Source organism: Mesorhizobium sp. WSM4311, assembly GCF_002295115.1.
Classification (GTDB): domain Bacteria; phylum Pseudomonadota; class Alphaproteobacteria; order Rhizobiales; family Rhizobiaceae; genus Mesorhizobium.
The window spans coordinates 20,143-39,168 of record NZ_NSFV01000025.1 but is presented as its reverse complement, the minus strand read 5'-3'; the positions used below and the strand labels follow the sequence as shown (position 1 = coordinate 39,168).

Sequence of the window (19,026 nt, the reverse complement as noted above, 5' to 3'; positions counted from 1 at the left end):
TGGCTTTGACCTTGCCGAGATCGCCGAGATATTCCTGCTCGAGGATCTTGGCGCCAGTTTCCTTGCTGAACGGCTCGAACCAGGCCTTGCGCTGGGCATCCTGCCAGGCGCCGCCGCTGGCCATGATCGACAATTCATCGGCGAGTGCCGCGTGGCCGATGCTGAACAGTGCGGTGGCCGCGGCGAAAGCGAGCATCCGGGTCTTTGCGATTTTCATTTTTCTTCCCCTGTTTTTGAGATGGATCTGTTCTTGGCTTGGTTCAGGATGGACCTATCCTGGCGGCGCCCGTTCCGGCATCGGTGGGAAAGGCGCGGCAGTCCTGGGGCGCGCAGGAGACCGTGACGGCCTCGCCATTGGCCATGGTCGCCTCGGGGCCAACCTTGACGGTCAGCACCTGGTCGTTGCCGAGCCTGGCCAGAAGCCGCAGGTGGTCGCCGAGATAGATGCGGCCGTCGACCGTCGCGGGCAGGGCGTTGGCGCCCGTCGGCATAAGGCTCAGCCGCTCGGGGCGGATGGCGACATGGCAGGCGGCTCCCTGCGCCACGCCGATGGCGAGCGCGGTCAGCTCTCCGCCGCCGGTGAGCCGCACACGGCATTCCTTGCCCGAAACGCGGTCGACGACGCCTTCCAGCGTGTTGTTCTCGCCGATGAAGCTCGCCACGAAGGAGCTTTGCGGGGCGTTGTAGAGATCGTCGGGCGAACCGAGCTGGGCGATGGCGCCATTGTTGAAGACGGCGACACGGTCCGACATGGTCAGCGCCTCGCTCTGGTCATGGGTGACGTAGACGATGGTGACACCGAGCATGGTGTGGATCTGCTTGATTTCGAGCTGCATGTGCTCGCGCAATTTCTTGTCGAGCGCGCCGAGCGGCTCGTCCATCAGCACCAGGCTCGGCTCGAACACCAGCGCGCGTGCCAGCGCCACGCGCTGTTGCTGTCCGCCGGAAAGCTGCGCCGGCTTGCGGTCGCCGAATTGCTTCAGCCGCACCATGTCCAGCGCGCGGCCGACGCGGCCGGCAATGTCGGCCTTGCTCACCTGGCGGACGGAGAGCGGGAAGGCGACGTTCTCCTCTACACTCATATGCGGGAACAGCGCGTAGTTCTGGAACACCATGCCGATGTTGCGCTGGTAGGGCGGCAGCCGGTCGACCGGCCTGCCTTCCAGCGTGATGGTGCCGCTGGTCGGCCGTTCGAAGCCGGCCAGCATGTTGAGCGTCGTCGTCTTGCCCGAACCCGAAGGGCCAAGCAGCGTCAGGAATTCGCCGCGCGCCACGCCGAGGTTCAGTCTGGTCACCGCGAAGGCGCGGCCGTCATAGGATTTCTCGACATCGACGAAATCGACGAAAGCCGGGCCGGCGGCAGCGGCCGAGGTTGGCGATGAGGGCAAAGCGGCCTGACGGGCGGCGCTCATCGTGCGCGATTCCGAAACGTGGCTGCTGAAGCACTATGCGGCTTGTGATGCATGTTTCCGTCCCATTGGAAGCCCGCATCTCGGCGGGTCGTCCAAACTTGTATGCTCACACAATCAATCTGAATTCGAGCATAGATGCATACAACTTTGGGCGTCAAGCCGGTATTTGTTGCGATTGTGTGATATTTCCTAACCGACAAAGCCGGATTGATGTCACACAAGTGCTATTGTCCGGCGAATTGTCTTATGCTAATCCCTCGACAAAGCCGAAGGCCCGAATCCATCCAGCATGCTCAGCGATCTCCGCCTTACCGAGGATGAAAATCCGGTCTATCGCCGTCTCGCCGACGCGATCGCCGAGCGCATTGCCGCCGGCACGCTCGCGGTTGGCGACCGGCTGCCGCCGCAGCGCGACATAGCACGGGCGCTCGGCATCAACGTCACCACGGTGACGCGGGCGCTGGCGACGCTGCAGCAGCGCGGCCTGCTGGAAGCGCGGCCGGGGCGGGGCACCACGGTCGCCGCCAGGCAGGCCGGCGAACGGCCCGGCTTCGTCTCGGCGCCGAGCGACGAAAGCGGCATCATCGACCTCTCGGTCAACCGGCCGGCCACCTCGGCCTATCTTGACGCGCTGGCGGCTCTCTTGCCGCGTCTGCCCAGGGATCCGCACTATGCCTCGCTGCAGGATTACCATCCGCCGGAAGGGCCGCTCTGGGCACGCGCGGCGATCGCCGACTGGCTGAAGCCCGTTGCCGGCGACGGCGATCCCGGCCGGGTGGTGCTGGCGGCCGGTGCCCAGCATGGGCTCGACTGCCTGCTTGGCGCGGTGACGCGGCAGGGCGAGGTGATGCTTGCAGACGAGGTGACCTATCAGGGCATCAACGCGCTCTGCCGGGTGCATGGGCTCGATCTCAGGGGCGTCGCCATGGATCGCGGCGGCATGCGGCCGGATGCTTTCGACGCCGCCTGCGCGCAGCTGCGCCCCCGCGCGGTATTCCTGGTGCCGACGCTGCACAATCCGACGACGATTACGCTCAGCGAAGCGCGCCGCCACGAGCTTGCGGCCGTGGCGCGCCGCCACAATGTGCTGATCATCGAGGATGACGTCTACCGGCCGCTGGCCGACGAGGCCTTGCCTTCCTTCGCCAGCCTGGAGCCGGAGCTGACGGTGCATATCGGCGCGCTGTCGAAATGCCTGGCGCCCGGCTTGCGGCTCGGCTTCGTCGTCGCGCCGCGCGCCATTGCCGGCCAGGTGGCGGCGGCTTTGCGCATCAATTGCTGGAGCATCAGCCCGCTGACCGCGCTGATCGGTGCGCGCATGATCGAGGACGGGGCAGCATTGCGCATCATCGAGGTGCAGAAACAGGAACTGCGCCAGCGCCAGGCGATCCTGAGCGAAATCCTCGGCCGCTACGATGTGCAGAGCCAGCCGAGCGCCACCCATGCCTGGCTGCGCCTGCCCGAGCCGTGGCGCGGCGCCGGCTTTGCCCGCACCTGCCTGGAACGCGGCGTCGCCTTGCTGCCGGGCGATGCCTTCGCCGTCGGCCGCGAGCCGGTCCAGCACGGCGTGCGCATCAATGTCGGGGCGGCGCGCTCACAGGACGATCTGCGCACCGCGCTGACCATCATGGCCGAGCTGCTGTCGGCCGGGCATCTGCAATTGCCGGGCTTTGTCTGATGCCCGCCGCCTGAAAGCGCGCTGCGGTTTTGGAACAAGGACAGGCATGGGGGAACAACAAGTGACAGTTTCGAAGAGTGTCGAGATCGCCGTGATCGGCGTCGGCGTGGTCGGGCTGGCGACGGCGCTGCGGCTGGCCAACGACGGCCGCGAAGTCCTGCTCATCGATCGCAACGAACCGGGCTCGGGCGCCTCGTTTGGCAATGCCGGCACGCTGGCCGAATATGCCTGCATGCCGGTAGGCAATCCCGCTGTGCTGCGCGCGCTGCCGAAACTGCTTCTTGACGCCGACAGTCCCTTCTCGCTGCGCTTGAGCGCGCTCATGCATCTGGCGCCGTGGCTACTGCGGTTCGTCAGGCAATCGCTGCCGGTCGCCACTCATGCCAATGCGGTCGCGATGGCCGGGCTGCTGGCCGATTCCCTGCCGGCCTGGGAGGAGATGGCTGACGAGGCCGATGCCGCCGATCTGCTGCGCCGCAATGGCTGCCTTTATCTCTATCGTCGCCCGGGCGATCTTGCCGGCGGCGCGTCGAGCCGGGCGTTGCGCGCCGAATTCGGCATCGACCAGGCGGTGCTGAACCCCCAAGAAGTGGCGGCGCTGGAACCGAACCTGCCGGCGGTGCGGGGCGGCGGGCTGTTCTTTCCGCAATCGATGAACCTGACCGATCCCCCGACGATGATGGCGCGGCTGCTCAAGGCGGCGACGGACCGGGGCACCACCTTGCTGCGGGGCGAGGTGACAGGGCTGCGAGCCGATGCCAGTGGTGTCGACCTCAGCGGTCCCGGGCTGCGGCTGCGCGCCCACAAGGTGGTGATCGCCGCCGGTGCCTTCTCGCGCCCGCTGGCGGCGCGGGCCGGCGACCGCATCCCGCTGGAAACGGAGCGCGGCTATCACCTGGAATTTCCGACCGAAATGCCGCTGCTGACGCGCCCGGTGTGCCCGGTAGATCTCGGCTTCTACATGACGCCGATGGCCGGCCGGCTGCGCGTTGCCGGCACCGTCGAACTCGGCCGCCTGGCCTCGCCGCCCAATCCGCGCCGGCTGGCCCTGCTCGATCGCGGCGTGCGCCAATTCTTCCCCGCGCTCGGCCGGCCGTCGTCAAAATGGCTGGGCTTCCGCCCTTCGCTGCCGGATTCCAGGCCCGTCATCGGCCCGTCGCCCGGCAATGCGAACGTGATCTACGCCTTCGGCCATGGCCATCTCGGGCTGACGCTCTCGGCCGTCACCGCGCGGCTGGTTGGCGACCTCATCGCCGACCGGCGGGCCAACAGCGAAAGACTTGCGCCTTTCGCCGCCGGCCGGTTCTGACCTTCCGCCCTCGACATTTCGAGGCAATAGCTGATCGTCGATGGCTTTAGGATGCTTCATGCTTCTGCCTCGGCTGGATCAGCGCACGCGCCGCATCCGCGCCCGCGGCCAAGATGCAGTCCGACAATTCCGTTCCTTCCACCGCGCGGGCCAATTGAAGGGCGCCGATAAGCGCGGCGAATACGCCCAACGCCACGCCTTCGCGATCGCGGGTGCGCGGCGGCAGGTTCTTGGCCAACTGGTGCACCAGGGTCAGCAGCTTTTCGGTGTAGAGGGCGCGCGTCTCGGGCGATTGACGCGCGATTTCCGGCAACAGCGCGGCGGACGCACAGCCGGTCTGCGGATGATCCCGGTGCTCGGGCGACAGATACATCGCCATCGCCAGTTCCAGGCCGCCTGAGGCCAGTGCCTGCTGCAATTGCTGCGACTGGGTTTCCAGTGCCGATGCCATGCTCTCGCGGACGAGGTCGGCCTTTGACTGGAAGTGCGGATAGAAGGCGCCATTGGTCAGCCCGGCGTCTTTCATGATGGTTGCCAATCCGGACGCAGCGATGCCGTCACCGCGAAAACGGTTGGCGGCGACCTCCATGATCCGGCTGCGTGATGCGTCCTTCCGGCCCTTGTCATAGCGCATGATGGTTCCTTCTCATTACACTATTGCATTATGATCATAATGTGATATTACAACCATAATGCAATCGCCGACCACAGGCAAGACCTCTTACGTTTGGAGCCTTCGGAATGAACCGGAATTCGGGAAAGACCGCGATCGTGACCGGCGCCTCGTCAGGCATTGGCCGTGCCAGTGCGGAGATTTTGGCACGCGCCGGCTTCACTGTCTTCGGCACCAGCCGCAAGGCATCCAATCAGGCTTCGAACGGGATATCGATGCTGGTTTGCGACGTGACCGACGACGCGTCCGTCGCGTCCCTTGTCTCGACCGTCCTCGGCAAGACCGGGCGGATAGACCTGTTGGTCAACAATGCCGGTATCGGGCTGCTGGGAGGGGCGGAAGAGTCCTCGATCTCGCAGTCGCAGGCGCTGTTCGACGTCAACCTGTTTGGCGTCATGCGGATGACCCACGCGGTGCTGCCCTCGATGCGCCGGCTGGGCGAGGGGCGCATCGTCAATATAGGCTCAATCCTGGGGCTGGTCCCGGCGCCATATTCGGCCCATTATTCAGCCGTCAAGCACGCGCTTGAAGGCTATTCGGAATCGCTCGACCATGAGGTTCGCGCTTTCAATATTCGCGTCTCGGTCATCGAACCGGCATTCGTGCGCACCGTCTTTGACCAGAACGGATTCGAGCCCGATTCCGTCAAGAAGGAATATGATGAGGCGCGGGCCGGTGTCGAGGCATTGCTTCGCGACGTGACGCCCAAGGCCGATCTGCCGGAGGTGGTGGCGAAGGTGGTTCTGCGGGCTGCGACCGACCGGCATCCGCTGCGGCGCTACACCGCCGGCAAGGCAGCACGGCAGGTAAGCATGCTGCGCCGGTTCGCGCCGACAGCGATGTTCGACAAAATCTTGCGCAAGCAATTTCGCCTGCCTGTCTGAACGCAGCCGCGGATTTAACAGCAACATCGCCGGTCTTGTCCGGCGACCGACCACACCTTGCGGCTTGGCCGTTCGTGCCGGCCACAGAAAATCATTTTAGAAAGCGACCATGATGAAAGCCTTTGTTGTCGACAAGTATCAAAAGAAGGGCGCCCTGCTGCTCGCCGAGATGCCGGAACCCGAGTTGCGGGACAATGATGTCCTGGTCGAAATTCACGCCGCCGGGGTGAACCTTCTCGATTCCAAGCTTCGGGACGGGGAGTTCAAGCTGATATTGCCCTATCGCCCGCCGTTCATCCTGGGCCACGACGTGGCGGGGATCGTCGTGCGGGCCGGATCGAAAGTCCGCAAATTCAGGCTCGGTGACGAAGTCTATGCGCGGTCGCGCGACGGGCGGATCGGCACGTTCGCCCAATCCATCGCCATGGATGAAGCCGATGTGGCGCTGAAGCCAAAAAACCTCAGCATGGAAGAAGCCGCCTCGATTCCGCTGGTGGGCCTGACCGCCTGGCAGGTGCTGGTGGAGACAGCCGGGCTGAAGAAGGGCCAGAAGGTGTTCATCCAGGCCGGCTCGGGCGGAGTGGGGACCTTCGCCATCCAACTGGCGAAGCATCTCGGCGCGACCGTCGCGACGACGGCGAGCGCAGCGAATGCCGATCTGGTGAAAGATCTCGGAGCCGATATCGTCATCGACTACAAGAAAGACGATTTCGAGAAAATCCTGCAAGGCTACGACGTCGTCCTGAACAGCCAGGACGCCAAAACACTGGAAAAATCCCTGCATGTGCTGAAGCCGGGCGGGAAACTCATCTCCATTTCCGGCCCGCCGGATCCCGAATTTGCGGGAAAGCAGAAGCTGAACATAGTCCTGAAGCTGATCCTGCGCTTGCTGAGCCGCGGCATACGCAGCAAGGCCAGACGCGCCGGTGTCGGCTATTCTTTCCTGTTCATGTGGGCGCAGGGCGATCAGCTGGGCAAGATCACGTCGCTCATCGAATCCGGCATCATACGCCCCGTCATCGATCGGACTTTTCCATTCGAGAAGACCAACGAGGCATTGGCCTATGTCGAAGCGGGGCGTGCCAAGGGCAAGGTCGTCGTCAAGGTCAGGTAGAGACAGCGTTCGGCGACTATCTCCTTGTTTCTTTTGCGCCATTACGGATGGACGGTCGTTGCTTCAGCCAGCCGGCGCCGTCTCGATCTCCTGGAGATAAAACACCTTGCTCGGCTGCAGATGGTCGACGCAGAGCTGCGCCAGCACCCAATTGTCCCGGCGCTTCAGCGCCTGGATCATCATCGCGTGGTGCTGGCGCGAGATGTCGAGCTTTTCCCTGTCGGCCAGCGAATTGGCCCGCACCGGCAGGCTGAGGCGCATATAGTGTTCGATCGAGGCGACGAGATAGGCGTTGCCGCAGGCCGAGAACATGGTCAGGTGGAAGCGGTCATTGGCCTCGTGGATGCCCCTGAGATAGCCTGCATCGACATGGCCGCTATAGATGCGGTGGATTTCCTCCAATTGCGCGATCAGCACCTCGGTGACCGGCAGGGGGATCATCAGCGCCGCCTGGCGCTGCAGCATTTCGCGCACTTCGTAGATCTGCCGCACTTCCTCCGGCGAGAGCCGGCGCACCATGGCCCCCTTGTTGCGCTCGCGCGTGACGATGCCGAGCTTTTCCAGCTGGTACAGCGCCTGGCGGATGGTGTGGCGCGAGACCGGGAAGCGGGCCAAAAGGACATCCTCGACAAGGCGCGTGCCGGGCGCCAGTCGGCCGAAGATGATGTCCTCCTCCAGCGCATGCACGGTATCGGCTTCCTTGCCGCCATAGTCGAAGCTGTTGAGCATCGCGAATCCCTGTTGACCCGGGTCAACGTCCGTTGACCCGGGTCAACGTCCGTTGGTTCGGACGGCACTCTAGCCTTCGCGCACAAGGCTGGCCACAAGCTGGTCGAGGCGCGGGTCATCGAGGCTGACGAGCCCGGTCATCCGCAGTGCCTGCCTCAGGCCGATCCTGCCGACCTCCCGGCGCATGATGACCTTTACGCAGACCGGCCTCGTTCCGGTCAGGACGAAGGCGTTGCCGACCAGGACCGGCTCCGAGAACGGCGCCCACTGCACGGCAACGATGGATGGCTCGCCGGTCTGGCGGCGGTTGATGCCGGCGAAATAGATCCAGTTCAGCTGCGAGATCGCCACGCCATAGTGCCAGCCCGGCGCCCGCGCTCCGCTCCGGCGGAGGCCCTCGGCCCAGCGGGTGACGCGCCTGAAGGTCACCAGCTCGGCCTCGCGCCGCACGAAGGTGACCGACCGCATGACAAGGTCGGGACGGTCCGGAACCATGAAGTAGGTGAAGTAGGTGCCGCCGGCGATGGCCGGAGCCGGGCCGCGCACCATGTTCTCGTAGAGCGCCTGGTGGATTGGCAACAGGGCTTTGTGTCCAGGCGCGGGCACTTCCGGCGCGCGGTACAATTCATCCTCGTCGATGCGGAAATAGGCGCAGATCAGCCTGGCCGTGGCCCGGTTGGGCACGCTCTTGCCTTGCAGATAGCGCTCGAACTGCGTGCGGTTCATGTTCAATCCGCGGCATACCGCTGCCACCGACGCATGGCTGCTGACCAGCCGTCGCAGATTCGCGGCAAGATTCCTGCGAATTGGCACGACACCGCCCCTCGACAGCCGTTCGAACCATTATTCAAGCAATCGCTTATATTGCGACAATCTCGCACAACATCGCGGCGCCGCGAATGGGACCTTGGGCCAATAGTGCGCGGCGGCGCGGAGCAACGGGATAATCCTTATTCAGGTCAGGAACCATTGCGTGCGGCCGGCCGTTGGGGCGCACGGAAGGGACATCCGAAAATGACGGACAAGCAAGAGAAACCACCTGCCGCGACGGACGAGGTTGTTCGCCGTTTGGTCGACAAAACCGGAATCACCGACGCGCAGGCCCGCGAGCTTGTCGCCTTTCTCGGGCCGAACAATTGGACATCGCTGTTGCGCGAAGCGCGGATATTGAAGCCGAAGGGTCCTAAAGCCGTATGAAGTCGGCAAGGCCCAAGCGCATCCTCTGGCCTTCCGCGAAGGCCAAGGCAGAGGATTCAATATCAAAAGATCGGGTTAGGTCCTGGTCTTCCTCGACCACGCGGACGAACCATTCGCCGCAGGCCTCGACCACTTCCACACAAGGGCAAACCTTGCCGTTCGGCATTGCGTTATCCATCGCAACCTCCCTAGAAAGCAATGGGGAACGTCGATTTTTATAACGCTCGTCCGAAGCCGTTTTCAACATCAAATCTGAAGGGGTGGCCAAGCCAGGCGCGCCGCGATTCGACTCGCTATTTCTATAGGAAAGCGTAGGCTTACGGCGTCGTCCGTTCTACACGGCATACGGATGCTTGGTAGCCAACTCAGGTGCTCCCGCCCTCGACGCGGAGACTGAAATGGCTGAGGTCCACTCAGACAGTAGGGTAACCGCCTTGGACTGCGAGATCCTTCGCGGCGCCTTCCGAAAATCGGTCGTGGAAAATCGCATCGCGGAACGCGAATGGCGCATGCACGCCAAGCTGCTGGCGCGTGAATTGACCGGGCTTGACGATATCGATCCGGACATTCTGGACTGGATCGTGCGCAAGTAGACTTTGCCGGCCTTCGCTTTGCGGGCGGTTACGCACTTTCGGGGCACACGGTCTCCACCAGAAGCGCTCCAGCCGGAAGTGGACGCAACAGTTCGGCTCCCGGCTTTGCCAGGTTGATCCACGCCGCCCAGTCCGCGGGCTGAAGAACCGCGACCTGGCGATTGTGGTAGGGCGCGATATCCGGCCGCAAATGAATAGGCCGCCGGTTCGAACGGCGGCCTCCAATTGTCTTTGGAAAAGCGAAGAACCTTAGAGGTTCTTGTTGATGGCGGCGGCCGTCTTGTTGGTCGCGTCCTTGACGGCGGACTTGGCGTCGCCGACAGCCTTTTGGACTTTACCCTTGGCCTCCTGTGCGGTGCCTTCGGCGCGCAGGCGGTCATTGCCGATCGCCTTGCCGACGCCTTCCTTGGCCTTGCCTACGGCCTGATTGGCGAGACCAGAGGCCTTGTCACTTGTGCTTCCCATGGAATGTTCCTTTTTGCGAATTGCTGCCTGACCGGCGAGGACCAACGTCGCTTTGTTGCGAAGGTTCCTCATGCCATGGAGTGCGCAGCAAAACGAAAAGGCCCGCCACCGACGCGAATCGTGACGGGCCTTCTGGAGTAGGTCGGGCGTCCCACCGCCCGGCCTATTGCAAAACCTGTCAGGGGGACGATTGTTCCATCACGACGAGACGCGCGTCGGCCTGTGGGCTTTCCGGATCAGTCAAATCTCCCGCCACCAAGCGGGTGTGCCCGCCCCGTCAGTTCCGGTCCACCGGCTTGGAGCGCATGCGCGAGACCGTTTCGCGCTCGGCGCGCTTGGAGCGCAGCGGCGGCAGGCCGCGGTCGATCAGGTCCATGTCCTCCAGCACCATGTCGCCCATGCGCTTGAAGGCGATGTCGAGCGCGCCGGCGCGGTGGGCCGAGCGCAGGAAGCCGGGCAGGGTGCGGACCGGATGGTCGCTCGCCAGCGGCTCTTCCGGGAAGACGTCGCTGGCGGCGACGATGTGGCCGCTCTTCACCGCCGCCATCAAGGCGGGGAAATCGACGACGCCGGCGCGGCTGAGCAGGATGAAGGCGGCGCCCTTGCGCATGCTGGCGAAAGCGTCCGCGCCGAGAAAGCCCTGGTTCTCGGAGGTCACCGAGGCAACGACGAAGACGAAGTCGCTCGATGTCAGCACCTCGTCCAGCGAGGCCGGCTCGACGCCGTTGTCAATCAGGATCGACGGCGGCAGCCAGGGATCGAAGACTTTGGTGCGGGTGCGGAAACCCGTCAGCAGCCGGTTCAGCGCGCGGCCGAGATCGCCGAAGCCGATGATGCCGATATTGGCGCCGGAGAGCAGCCGCGCCGTCTGATTGCCGTGGCCGCCCCACAACTCCTCGCCGCGGCGGAAGGCGAGGTCGGCATCGACGATGTCGCGGGCAAGGTTGAGCGCCATGGCAAGGCCAAGCTCGGCCACCGGCTCGGCGAAGACCAGACCGGTGGTGACGACATGGATGCCGCGCACGAACAGCGTCTCGTAAGGCATGTTGTCGAGGAGGTTGGATTCGACATTGAAGACGCAGCGCAGCGCCGTCATCCGCCCCAGCGTCTCGGAAGAGATCGGCGGCTGGCCGACGATATAGCGGGCCTGCGCCAGCACGTCGACCGGCAGTTTGGCGACGTCTTCGGCCGTGGTTTCGACGATGCGGTATTTCGCCCGAAAGCGCGCCAGTTGTGGCGGCGTGAAGATCAGCTCCAGCGAGCGCGGTTCCGGCGCGCTGATCACCAGCGGCAAATCCTTGTTTGGCACGACGATTCCTCCCGACGCGGTCCCGACGCCGCGCATTCTTGCTTTGCCCAAGTCGGTGTCCCAAAGCCGTTTTATATTTTGGGATGTGGCCTTCCGCTAAAATACCGCCGATGAACCGATTTACAACCGAGAAAAATCGATTTACTCGTTTCTCCAGCGGACAGAAATGCCTCTGTCCGCGCCTCGGGAGGAGGAGCAATGGCGCACAGGCAGGACCAGCAACGGCGTGCGTCGATCCACGACGTGGCCAGCCGCGCCGGCGTGTCGGCGGCCACCGTCTCCAAGGTCATGGCCGGCGTCACCACGGTGAAGCCCGAGAATGCGCAGCGCGTCTTCGACGCCATCGAACAGCTTGGTTACCGCGTCGATCCGCTGGCCTCCGACATGCGCCGGGCCAAGCGCCGCATCATCGGCGCCATCATGCCGGAATTCGAAAGCGAGTTCTTCGGCCAGATGGTCACCCAGCTCGAGAGCATGGCCGAGCAGCGCGGCTACACGCTGGTGGCGGCGTCGAGCCGCGAATCCGAAGCGCGCGAAACGGAAATCCTCGCCCGCATGCACGACTGGCGGGTCGCCGGCGTGGTGCTGGCGCCGGTGCGCAACGAGCACGGCCCGGCCGCCGCCTTCATGAAGGCCAACGGCATGACCGGCGTGCTGATCGACCGGGTGCTCTGCGACGATGCCTTCGACACGGTGTCGGCCGACAGCGCCGCGGCCAGCGCCGAAGTGGCGCGCGAACTGATCGGCAAGGGCCACCGTCACATCCTTGTCGTCGGCCTCGGCGAGCAGGCGGCGACGGTGCGCGCCCGTCTCGACGGGTTTCGCACCACCGCGCTGCACCTGGCGCCGGATGTGCGCATTGATGTCGTGCTTGCCGAAACCGATGTCGAGCCGCTCAGGGCGCAGCTGCGTGACTATTTCGACAAGGGCGAATTCGACAGGGGCGAAGGCCGGGGCAAGCGGCCGACGGCCGTCTATTCGCTGTTCCTCAAGGGCACGCTGGTGGCGCTGTCGGAGTTCCGGCGGCGCGGCTGGCACTGCCCCAACGACATTTCGCTGGTCGGCTTCGACGATGCCGAATGGATGCAGGTGACATGGCCGGCCATCGCCGCCGTGGTGCAGCCGGTGCGCCAGATCGCCGGCCACGCCATGGCGGCGCTGTTTGCCCGGATCGAAGGCGAGGAGGGGCCGCCGACGGCGCGGCTCGAACCTTGCAAGGTTCTGATGCGGGAATCCGTTGGCTCGCCAGCCAACGGCCCGCATTCCGCAAACCCGCGATAGCCGCTCGGCGACAACAGCATCGCGACCGCGCACGATCACAGAGGCTGAGATGAACACTTTTGGACTGCACACCTTCGCCATCGCCCCGGTCTGGGACCTCGACCTGATCGAGCCGCGGATGGAGCGGCTGAAGGGCCTCGGCATCGGCCTGCTCGAAATCCCGTTGCTGCGTCCCGAAGAGATCGACACCAGACGCACCCGCGCGTTTGCCGAACGCTGGAATGTCGAGCTTATTCCATCGCTTGGCCTGCCGGCTTCACTCGATGTTGGCGCGCGGCCGGACGAGGCTTTGGCCTTTCTCGAACCGGCCTTCGGCGTCTGCCAGGCGGTCGGCAGCAGCGCCCTTGGCGGCGTCACCTATGGCACGATCGGCAAGACGTCGGGACGGGCACCAACCGAAGGCGAGATCGACGGCATGTGCCGGTTCCTGGTGCGCGCGGCCAAGGCCGCCAAGGCGCATGGGCTCAGGCTCGGCATCGAGCCCTGCAACCGCTACGAGACGCATCTGATCAACCGCGGCATCGACGCCGCGCGCATCATCGAACGCGTCGGCGCCGACAACATCTTCATCCATCTTGACACCTATCACATGCATATCGAGGAGGAGAGTTTCGAGGCCGGCTTCAGGGCCGCGGCGCCCCATCTCGGCTATGTCCACGTCTCGGAAGCCAATCGCGGCGTGCCGGGACGGGGCATGCTCGACTGGGCGGCCTGCATGAAGGCTATCGCTGACATCGGCTACTCCGGCGCCATCACGCTCGAAAGCATGAATCATGTCGATGTCGACATCGCCGGCGGGCTCGCCGTCTGGCGGCCGGTGGCGGAGAACCCGGACGATGTGATCGGTGTCGGCCTGCCGTTCCTGCGCGAGGCGGCGAGGAAGGCTGGGCTGCAATTGGGGTGAGGGTTTCCTCGGATTATGTGGCCCGCCGCGTAGGGCGGCGGATGCAAGCAACAACATCAAAGCATTCGCGCGTTGTAGGCCTTTGAGGCTGGCGGGACAGCCCCCTTCGGCCTCTTAGCGCTCGTTTGCTACCAGTTGCTGCGCCCGCGATCACAAGGCCGGCGCGCTTCCCTTTCTCCCGAGGGAAAGCAGAAGGCAAGACGCCTCTGCCTTCGATGGCGGGAGAAAGCGGAGGACCCTCACGCCATTCCGGGCTCCCGCCGCGGTCCCAAATGGCGCATCTTGCGGCCGATGATCATCAGCTGACGCGCCGTGTTGTTGCGCAGGCGCCGCACGCGCCATTCCAGTCCGGTCTCGGTGGTGATCTGCTTGGCGTAGAAGCTTACCCGCATGCCTGCCTTATCGGAGGCCACCTTGACCGGGTCGTCATAGAAAGCGCCGATCTTGTCGGCCGCCATGCCCGGTGTCTCCAGCCAGCGCGGAATGTGAACGGAATGGAGCTGATCGACATCGATCATGACCCGCCCGATGCCGACGCCGGGCGTCGGGCATGTCGTGCTGAATGCGTCGCCGATGAAGACGACCCCGTCGCGGCGATGGCCTTGTGTCGTGGTCAGACTGACCTGCCTGACCTCGACCGGGCTCGCCACCTCGAAGTTACTGCATTGCGCCGCGATCTCGGGCATGAGCTCGCGGAGCATTGTCTGCGGATCGGCACGGAAGTCCCGCGTCCATTGTTCGGCGACGGTGCGATAGACGAACATGTTGGCGCGCATCTTGTCGCCGATGGGAAAGACGGTGAGATAGGCGACACGGTCAGAGGCTCGCTTGCCGTAGCAGGTGATCGCCCCAAAGGCGCAGTCACGCCGCGCAAGAGCGAGGTCGAATCCCATCGACAGCGAATGCGCCTTCGACAATTCGATGCGCTCGACGCCGATGGTGCGCCGCACCGATTCGCTGTGGCCGGTGGCCACCACCAGCAGGCGGGCATCGATGACGGCGCCGTCGGCCAGCACAAGCCGCTGCCGGTCAGGTCCGGTCGAGACCTCGGCCACCTTGCCGACGGTGATCGGCACTTGCGGCGGCAGTGCGTCGCGCAGGCCGTTGATCAACCTGCCATAGGAAAATGCGTACTCCCACTTCTTTTCGCGGGCGAAGAATTGACCGAGGCGGAAGACATCGATGTCGGTAAACCGGGTGACGAGCGGCATGACCATCTTGTCGATGCCGAGCTTCTCGAACAGCTGCATTTGGTCCGCGCCGATCTTCTCGGCCCGGAACTCGTCATGATGAACGCGGTGCGGATCGATCAGCGCCACCTTGCGGCCGGCGTTTGCCAACAGCGTTGCCAGGGTGGTGCCGGCCATTCCGGCGCCGATGATCGCTACGTCGACTTCGGTCGGGCCAGCCGCGGCGGTGGTCATGTCTTTGCCTTTCTGCTGGTCATCTAGCGCCTGTCATAGTCCGCAGTGGAAATATCTTCCGGCCCCATATCAACCTCAAGCAACCAGCGCGGGTGGCTGGTAGTAACGATTGTTTACGTTAACGGCGAACGCTTCTGTTTCCAGCGCGGCGCGATCGCCGAGCCATCGATGAACTCCAGGCCGCCCGCCTCGTTGAGCGTGTGCAGCTTGCGCCCATTCCATAGCGCGCCAGGAGTTAAGATGGTCTCGACGACTTGCTCCATGCCGTTCAAATCAAGGTGAGCGACGCGTGCGATGCCAAGGGCGGCGCCGTAGCTCCTGCGGCAATCCTGCACCGGACGCAGCAGGTCGTTGCCGCGCCTGACCATGCGGCCGGCCGGCCGCGCCGAGGCGATGTCGACCAGCACGGGGTTTTTGGGATGTGGTGTCCAGGGGCCGCGGAAGTCGGGCGCCGACCACAGATGCAGCGCATCGGAGAAGGCGCCGCCGCCGCCGTCCCGGACAGTGGCGAACAGCCACCAGCGCCCGCCATGCTCGACCAGAGTGGCGTCGCTGGCGATGACGTCGGACAAGAGCGTCGCTTCCTTGACCCATCCGCCGGGAAAGGCGGTGGCGCGGTAGAGATCGACGGTGCGGTTTGCGCAGCTTTCCGGCACCATCCAGACCTCGCCGTCGCGCTCGAAGACGAAGGGGTAGGAGAGGTGGTAGGGCAGGTCGAGCACAGGCTCGGGATGCCCGATCGGCCCCGACGGACCGAACGGCACGGCGGAGATGATGGCCCGGCCGAGACGATGGATATAGTCCTCGACGAACAGGGTCACTTGTCCCTGGTACAGGATCGGGAACGGATCGGCGTAGAAGCGGCTGCCGTCGTCGGGCAGCACCTGCCAGCCGGTTGCCGGATGCGCGCGCAGATCGAACAGATCCTGCCCCTTGGTCTCGCGCCAGCCGACCTTCCAGTGGGGGGCGTTGTAGCAGAGATGGTAGATCTTCTGGACGATGCGCCGCGCCAGCGCCTTGCCCGCCCTGATGCCGAGCTTGGTGGTGGAGGGTATCGGTGGCGGGCCACCGGCCTGCGCCGGTTCGGGCAGCACCGGCAGGGCGGCCCGCGCCGCACCATTCACTGCCGAGGGGGGCATTGCCGCGAGGATCAGGCTTGCGGTGCGCGCCAGCATGTCCTGGAAAGAGGCCAACGCGATGCCGCCATATTCGGTGCCCAGGCGTCCTTCGGCGACGGTGGCGCCGCTCTCCTCGATGCGGGCAATCGGCGTACGTCCGTCCAGGATCAGCGCCAGCAAGGCTGCTTCGCCGGCGGCGCCGTCATAGGTGACGCGCCAGACCCGCGTTCCTTCCAGCTTCACGTCGCCGCAGAGGTCGATCACCAGATCGGCAGAGGCGGGCGGCTGCGTCCGATAGGGTGCCAGCGCCGACAGCGGCTGGCGCTTGGCCAGCCCGTCCGCCGGCAGGCCATGGATGGCTGTCTCAAGCTGGAACAATGCCGCGGCGCTGCCTGGAATGCCGCTTCCGGCCGGCCTGGCATCGACGGACACCTCGACCTGGGCCAGTGCCGCCAGGCGCTGCGCCAGCAGCAGATGAAAAGCGCGGACGCATTCGCTGTCCAGGCGCAGGCTCACTTGCATGTCGCACCCCTAGAATCTTCATCGGTGTCTGGCCGGTGTTCGAAAATAGGGCAGGAGAGATGGCCGCGCGGATGGTCTGGACTGATCTGCTGCCCCATTTCCATCCGTCTCCTGCTCACCAGCGCCCGTGTCGACATGCACGTGCCTTTATTAGGCAAACTCCGTGCCAAAAATCAGAAGAGCTCTCAACATAATTAACAGTGTTTTAACAGTTGGAGGAATAGCTAGGTCGAAGCTGCAATTTACACTTGCAGGCACACGGAGTGTTGTCGGAGCGACCTTTGCAATCATCCCTGCTCTCGTTGCCGCAACAACCCGCTCCTGAGGCGATGCAATATGCGCCGGAGCCAGTGCCGACGGCGCCCTATGCATCCTCGACCGTCGAGCTGGGTGACGTGAAGCGCATATTGGTGCGCCGCCGTTTCCTGATCTTGCTGACCGCCGCGCTGCTGACACTCGGGGCGCTGGTCTATGGATTGATGACGCCGGCGCTCTACAGCTCGGTGGCGGAAATCCTCATCGATCCGCAAGACCTGCAGGTGGTCACCAACGACGTCAATCCGAGCCGCGTTCCGCCCGATGGCGGCATCACCATGGTGGAAAGCCAGGTCAGCGTCGTCCAGTCGACGGGCGTGCTGCTGCGGGCCATCGAGGCGACCAACCTGACCGAGGATCCGGAATTCAACGGGCAGGGCGGATTGCTGGGCCGCCTGCTCGGCGGCGTGCTGGGCTCGGGGTCGGCCGAAACCGACAGTACGGGCAAGACGCTCGACGCGCTGCGCCGGCGGCTGGCGGTGAAGCGTGCCGACAAGGTGCTGGTGCTCGACGTGATCGTCACCGCCAAGAGCGCCGACAAGGCGGCGAAGCTCGCCAACGCCATCGCGCAGGCCTACCTGGCCGACCAGGCGAGCGCGCGCGCGAAGATGGCCACGGACGCTTCCGATTCCATCACCGCGCGGCTGGAGGAGCAGCGCAAGCGCGTGCAGCAGGCCGAGAACGCCGTCGAGGCCTACAAATCCGCCCACAACATGGTGATGGCGGCGGGCAATCTGGTCAGCGACCAGGAACTGACCGAGATCAACACGCAGCTTTCGGCGGCGCAGAGCCGCACCGCGGCGCTGAAGGCGCAGGTCGACCAGTTGCGCCGCTCCGGCGGTGCGCCGGACGCCACTTCGGAAGCCATGCGCTCGTCGGTCATCTCGAGCCTGCGGGCGCAGGAGGCGACGCTTGTCGACCAGGTCTCGCAGCTCGGCACTGAACTTGGGCCGCGCCACCCCTCGATGATCGCCGCCCAGCAGCAGCTGCGCGACACGCGCGCCCTCATCGCGCGCGAACTCGGCCGCATCAGCGCTGCCGCCGAAACCGACTACGAGCGGGCGCTGGCCAACCAGCAGGCACTGGAGGCCAAGGTCGCCGGCATGAAGAGCAAGTCGCTCGACACCGACCAGGCCTCGGTCAAGCTGCGCGAATTGCAGCGCGACCTCGAGGCGGTGCGCTCGGTCTACGCCACCTATCTGCAGCGGGCGCAGGAAACGCGCGAGCAGATCAATGTCGACAGCACCAATGCGCGCATCATCTCCAACGCCATGCCCGCCTTGAAGAAGAGCTGGCCGCCCTTGCCGCTGCTGGTTCTCGGCGCCCTCTTCGGCGGGCTGGGGCTGGGCACCGCGCTGGCGCTGATCGCGGAATATTCCTCGCCGACCGTGCTTTCCAGCGCGCAGATGCAATCGGCCATCGACGCGCCGGTGTTCGGCGTGCTGCCGGCAAAGGCGGGCAGTGGCCGCCGCTGGTGGCCTTTCGGCGGCGCCGCCGCCGCGGCCGGCCAGAAGACGGATGCGGTCGCGGGCCTGGCGCTGAGGCGGCTGTTCGCCTCCAGTCGGCGCCCGCCGAACTGGCCGCTGGTGCCGTCCATCCTGCTGACGTCGCCGCCGGAAGACGCCGCGCATCGCGGCCGGGTGGCGCGGCTGCTCGCCAATGCCGCGGCCGCCAGGGGCAGCCGCGTCCTGTTAATCGACACCAATACCGGCAGCGGCAAGAAGGAGCAGCAGCCCGGCCTGCTCGACGTGCTGCGCGGCGAATATGCCTTCGAAGCACTCAGCCAGCACATCCCGGGCAGCAATGTCGCGGTGCTGGGCAGGGGCCGGCAAAAGGCCGTCTTCTCCGAGGCGCAGGGCGTGTATTTCACGCAGCACATGCTGGCCCAGGCGGGCCGCAACTTCGACCTCGTCGTCGTCGACGGCGGCGCGCTGGCCGACAATCTCAACGCCTCGCCGCTGGTCGCCATGGTCGACGAGATCGTGATGGTCGCGACGCTGAACTCGACACCGATGCGCGACGTCACGGCGGCCTCGCAGGCCATTTCCGTCATGGGACGGCTGCCGACCGGCGCCTTGCTGGTCGACGAGGCGGCCTGA

Annotated in this window: 18 protein-coding genes and 2 pseudogenes; 9 read left to right on the top strand and 11 right to left on the bottom strand. The window is 65.0% G+C overall.

Features of this window, described 5'->3' with window-relative positions; all coding sequences use genetic code 11:
* Both CK226_RS33080 and CK226_RS33075 read right to left on the bottom strand, forming a co-directional pair.
* Positions 1 to 217 (bottom strand): annotated as a pseudogene (locus tag CK226_RS33080) (ABC transporter substrate-binding protein); the annotation flags it as partial.
* A 43-nt stretch (positions 218 to 260) separates the two neighbouring features.
* Positions 261 to 1,412 (bottom strand): ABC transporter ATP-binding protein, encoded by a 1,152-nt coding sequence (locus tag CK226_RS33075; protein ID WP_095794056.1) that lies wholly within the window; start codon positions 1,410 to 1,412, stop codon positions 261 to 263.
* A 289-nt stretch (positions 1,413 to 1,701) separates the two neighbouring features.
* On the opposite strand from CK226_RS33075, the gene CK226_RS33070 reads away from it, so the two are divergent.
* Together CK226_RS33070 and CK226_RS33065 are read left to right on the top strand one after the other, a co-directional pair.
* Positions 1,702 to 3,090 carry a PLP-dependent aminotransferase family protein gene (locus CK226_RS33070; protein WP_095775061.1) on the top strand — a complete coding sequence of 463 codons (1,389 nt, stop codon included), beginning with the start codon at positions 1,702 to 1,704 and terminating at the stop codon, positions 3,088 to 3,090.
* A gap of 61 nt (positions 3,091 to 3,151) precedes the next feature.
* Complete coding sequence (locus CK226_RS33065; protein WP_095794055.1) at positions 3,152 to 4,399, top strand: FAD-dependent oxidoreductase; 1,248 nt, start codon at positions 3,152 to 3,154, stop codon at positions 4,397 to 4,399.
* A 46-nt stretch (positions 4,400 to 4,445) separates the two neighbouring features.
* Here the strand turns inward: CK226_RS33065 and CK226_RS33060 are convergent, their stop codons facing one another.
* Entirely contained in the window at positions 4,446 to 5,033 is a 588-nt protein-coding gene (locus CK226_RS33060; protein WP_095794054.1) for a TetR/AcrR family transcriptional regulator, read from the bottom strand.
* Between the two features lie 107 nt (positions 5,034 to 5,140).
* Here CK226_RS33060 and CK226_RS33055 point away from each other — a divergent pair, with 107 nt between their 5' ends.
* Together CK226_RS33055 and CK226_RS33050 are read left to right on the top strand one after the other, a co-directional pair.
* Positions 5,141 to 5,956 carry an oxidoreductase gene (locus CK226_RS33055; RefSeq protein ID WP_095794053.1) on the top strand — a complete coding sequence of 272 codons (816 nt, stop codon included), beginning with the start codon at positions 5,141 to 5,143 and terminating at the stop codon, positions 5,954 to 5,956.
* Positions 5,957 to 6,068: 112 nt separating this feature from the next.
* Positions 6,069 to 7,070, top strand: a complete 1,002-nt coding sequence (locus tag CK226_RS33050) for an NADP-dependent oxidoreductase (RefSeq protein WP_095794064.1) — start codon at positions 6,069 to 6,071, stop codon at positions 7,068 to 7,070.
* A 63-nt stretch (positions 7,071 to 7,133) separates the two neighbouring features.
* Here the strand turns inward: CK226_RS33050 and CK226_RS33045 are convergent, their stop codons facing one another.
* Positions 7,134 to 7,799 (bottom strand): GntR family transcriptional regulator, encoded by a 666-nt coding sequence (locus tag CK226_RS33045; protein ID WP_095775064.1) that lies wholly within the window; start codon positions 7,797 to 7,799, stop codon positions 7,134 to 7,136.
* Between the two features lie 69 nt (positions 7,800 to 7,868).
* Entirely contained in the window at positions 7,869 to 8,612 is a 744-nt protein-coding gene (locus CK226_RS33040) for a helix-turn-helix transcriptional regulator (RefSeq protein ID WP_095794052.1), read from the bottom strand.
* Here CK226_RS33040 and CK226_RS35240 point away from each other — a divergent pair.
* Complete coding sequence (locus tag CK226_RS35240) at positions 8,559 to 8,996, top strand: hypothetical protein (RefSeq protein ID WP_179301178.1); 438 nt, start codon at positions 8,559 to 8,561, stop codon at positions 8,994 to 8,996. The two genes, CK226_RS33040 and CK226_RS35240, sit on opposite strands and share 54 nt — an antisense overlap.
* Here the strand turns inward: CK226_RS35240 and CK226_RS33035 are convergent.
* Complete coding sequence (locus CK226_RS33035) at positions 8,983 to 9,174, bottom strand: hypothetical protein (RefSeq protein ID WP_245437921.1); 192 nt, start codon at positions 9,172 to 9,174, stop codon at positions 8,983 to 8,985. The two genes, CK226_RS35240 and CK226_RS33035, sit on opposite strands and share 14 nt — an antisense overlap.
* Positions 9,175 to 9,394: 220 nt before the next feature.
* Here CK226_RS33035 and CK226_RS34655 point away from each other — a divergent pair, with 220 nt between their 5' ends.
* On the top strand, positions 9,395 to 9,589 hold the full coding sequence (locus CK226_RS34655; RefSeq protein WP_142887657.1) for a hypothetical protein: 195 nt from the start codon (positions 9,395 to 9,397) through the stop codon (positions 9,587 to 9,589).
* A gap of 28 nt (positions 9,590 to 9,617) precedes the next feature.
* On the opposite strand, the pseudogene CK226_RS35870 reads toward CK226_RS34655, so the two are convergent.
* The 3 genes and pseudogenes from CK226_RS35870 to CK226_RS33020 all read right to left on the bottom strand — a co-directional run.
* A pseudogene (locus CK226_RS35870) lies at positions 9,618 to 9,773 on the bottom strand (SOS response-associated peptidase); the annotation flags it as partial.
* Positions 9,774 to 9,838: 65 nt separating this feature from the next.
* A complete protein-coding gene (locus CK226_RS33025) occupies positions 9,839 to 10,054 on the bottom strand; it encodes a CsbD family protein (RefSeq protein WP_095794062.1) in 216 nt (71 codons plus the stop codon).
* A gap of 277 nt (positions 10,055 to 10,331) precedes the next feature.
* Positions 10,332 to 11,363, bottom strand: coding sequence for a hydroxyacid dehydrogenase (locus CK226_RS33020; protein ID WP_095794061.1), 1,032 nt, complete (start codon positions 11,361 to 11,363; stop codon positions 10,332 to 10,334).
* 198 nt (positions 11,364 to 11,561) lie between these two features.
* Here CK226_RS33020 and CK226_RS33015 point away from each other — a divergent pair, with 198 nt between their 5' ends.
* Both CK226_RS33015 and CK226_RS33010 read left to right on the top strand, forming a co-directional pair.
* Complete coding sequence (locus tag CK226_RS33015; RefSeq protein ID WP_095794051.1) at positions 11,562 to 12,644, top strand: LacI family DNA-binding transcriptional regulator; 1,083 nt, start codon at positions 11,562 to 11,564, stop codon at positions 12,642 to 12,644.
* A 49-nt stretch (positions 12,645 to 12,693) separates the two neighbouring features.
* Complete coding sequence (locus CK226_RS33010) at positions 12,694 to 13,548, top strand: sugar phosphate isomerase/epimerase family protein (protein WP_095794050.1); 855 nt, start codon at positions 12,694 to 12,696, stop codon at positions 13,546 to 13,548.
* Positions 13,549 to 13,787: 239 nt separating this feature from the next.
* Here CK226_RS33010 and CK226_RS33005 read toward each other — a convergent pair whose 3' ends face one another.
* Both CK226_RS33005 and CK226_RS33000 read right to left on the bottom strand, forming a co-directional pair.
* A complete protein-coding gene (locus tag CK226_RS33005; RefSeq protein ID WP_095794049.1) occupies positions 13,788 to 14,972 on the bottom strand; it encodes an NAD(P)/FAD-dependent oxidoreductase in 1,185 nt (394 codons plus the stop codon).
* Between the two features lie 113 nt (positions 14,973 to 15,085).
* Positions 15,086 to 16,612, bottom strand: a complete 1,527-nt coding sequence (locus CK226_RS33000) for a formyl transferase (RefSeq protein ID WP_095794048.1) — start codon at positions 16,610 to 16,612, stop codon at positions 15,086 to 15,088.
* Between the two features lie 329 nt (positions 16,613 to 16,941).
* Between CK226_RS33000 and CK226_RS32995 the strand changes: the two genes are divergently transcribed.
* Positions 16,942 to 19,026 carry a Wzz/FepE/Etk N-terminal domain-containing protein gene (locus tag CK226_RS32995; protein WP_095794047.1) on the top strand — a complete coding sequence of 695 codons (2,085 nt, stop codon included), beginning with the start codon at positions 16,942 to 16,944 and terminating at the stop codon, positions 19,024 to 19,026.

Coding starts and splice junctions, on each gene's coding strand:
- CK226_RS33075 (WP_095794056.1), bottom strand. CDS start 1,412: ATGAGCGCCGCCCGTCAGGCCGCTTTGCCCTCATCGCCAACCTCGGCC.
- CK226_RS33070 (WP_095775061.1), top strand. CDS start 1,702: ATGCTCAGCGATCTCCGCCTTACCGAGGATGAAAATCCGGTCTATCGC.
- CK226_RS33060 (WP_095794054.1), bottom strand. CDS start 5,033: ATGCGCTATGACAAGGGCCGGAAGGACGCATCACGCAGCCGGATCATG.
- CK226_RS33055 (WP_095794053.1), top strand. CDS start 5,141: ATGAACCGGAATTCGGGAAAGACCGCGATCGTGACCGGCGCCTCGTCA.
- CK226_RS33050 (WP_095794064.1), top strand. CDS start 6,069: ATGAAAGCCTTTGTTGTCGACAAGTATCAAAAGAAGGGCGCCCTGCTG.
- CK226_RS33045 (WP_095775064.1), bottom strand. CDS start 7,799: ATGCTCAACAGCTTCGACTATGGCGGCAAGGAAGCCGATACCGTGCAT.
- CK226_RS35240 (WP_179301178.1), top strand. CDS start 8,559: ATGGCTGCTGACCAGCCGTCGCAGATTCGCGGCAAGATTCCTGCGAAT.
- CK226_RS33035 (WP_245437921.1), bottom strand. CDS start 9,174: ATGGATAACGCAATGCCGAACGGCAAGGTTTGCCCTTGTGTGGAAGTG.
- CK226_RS34655 (WP_142887657.1), top strand. CDS start 9,395: ATGGCTGAGGTCCACTCAGACAGTAGGGTAACCGCCTTGGACTGCGAG.
- CK226_RS33025 (WP_095794062.1), bottom strand. CDS start 10,054: ATGGGAAGCACAAGTGACAAGGCCTCTGGTCTCGCCAATCAGGCCGTA.
- CK226_RS33015 (WP_095794051.1), top strand. CDS start 11,562: ATGGCGCACAGGCAGGACCAGCAACGGCGTGCGTCGATCCACGACGTG.
- CK226_RS33010 (WP_095794050.1), top strand. CDS start 12,694: ATGAACACTTTTGGACTGCACACCTTCGCCATCGCCCCGGTCTGGGAC.
- CK226_RS33005 (WP_095794049.1), bottom strand. CDS start 14,972: ATGACCACCGCCGCGGCTGGCCCGACCGAAGTCGACGTAGCGATCATC.
- CK226_RS33000 (WP_095794048.1), bottom strand. CDS start 16,612: ATGCAAGTGAGCCTGCGCCTGGACAGCGAATGCGTCCGCGCTTTTCAT.
- CK226_RS32995 (WP_095794047.1), top strand. CDS start 16,942: ATGCAATATGCGCCGGAGCCAGTGCCGACGGCGCCCTATGCATCCTCG.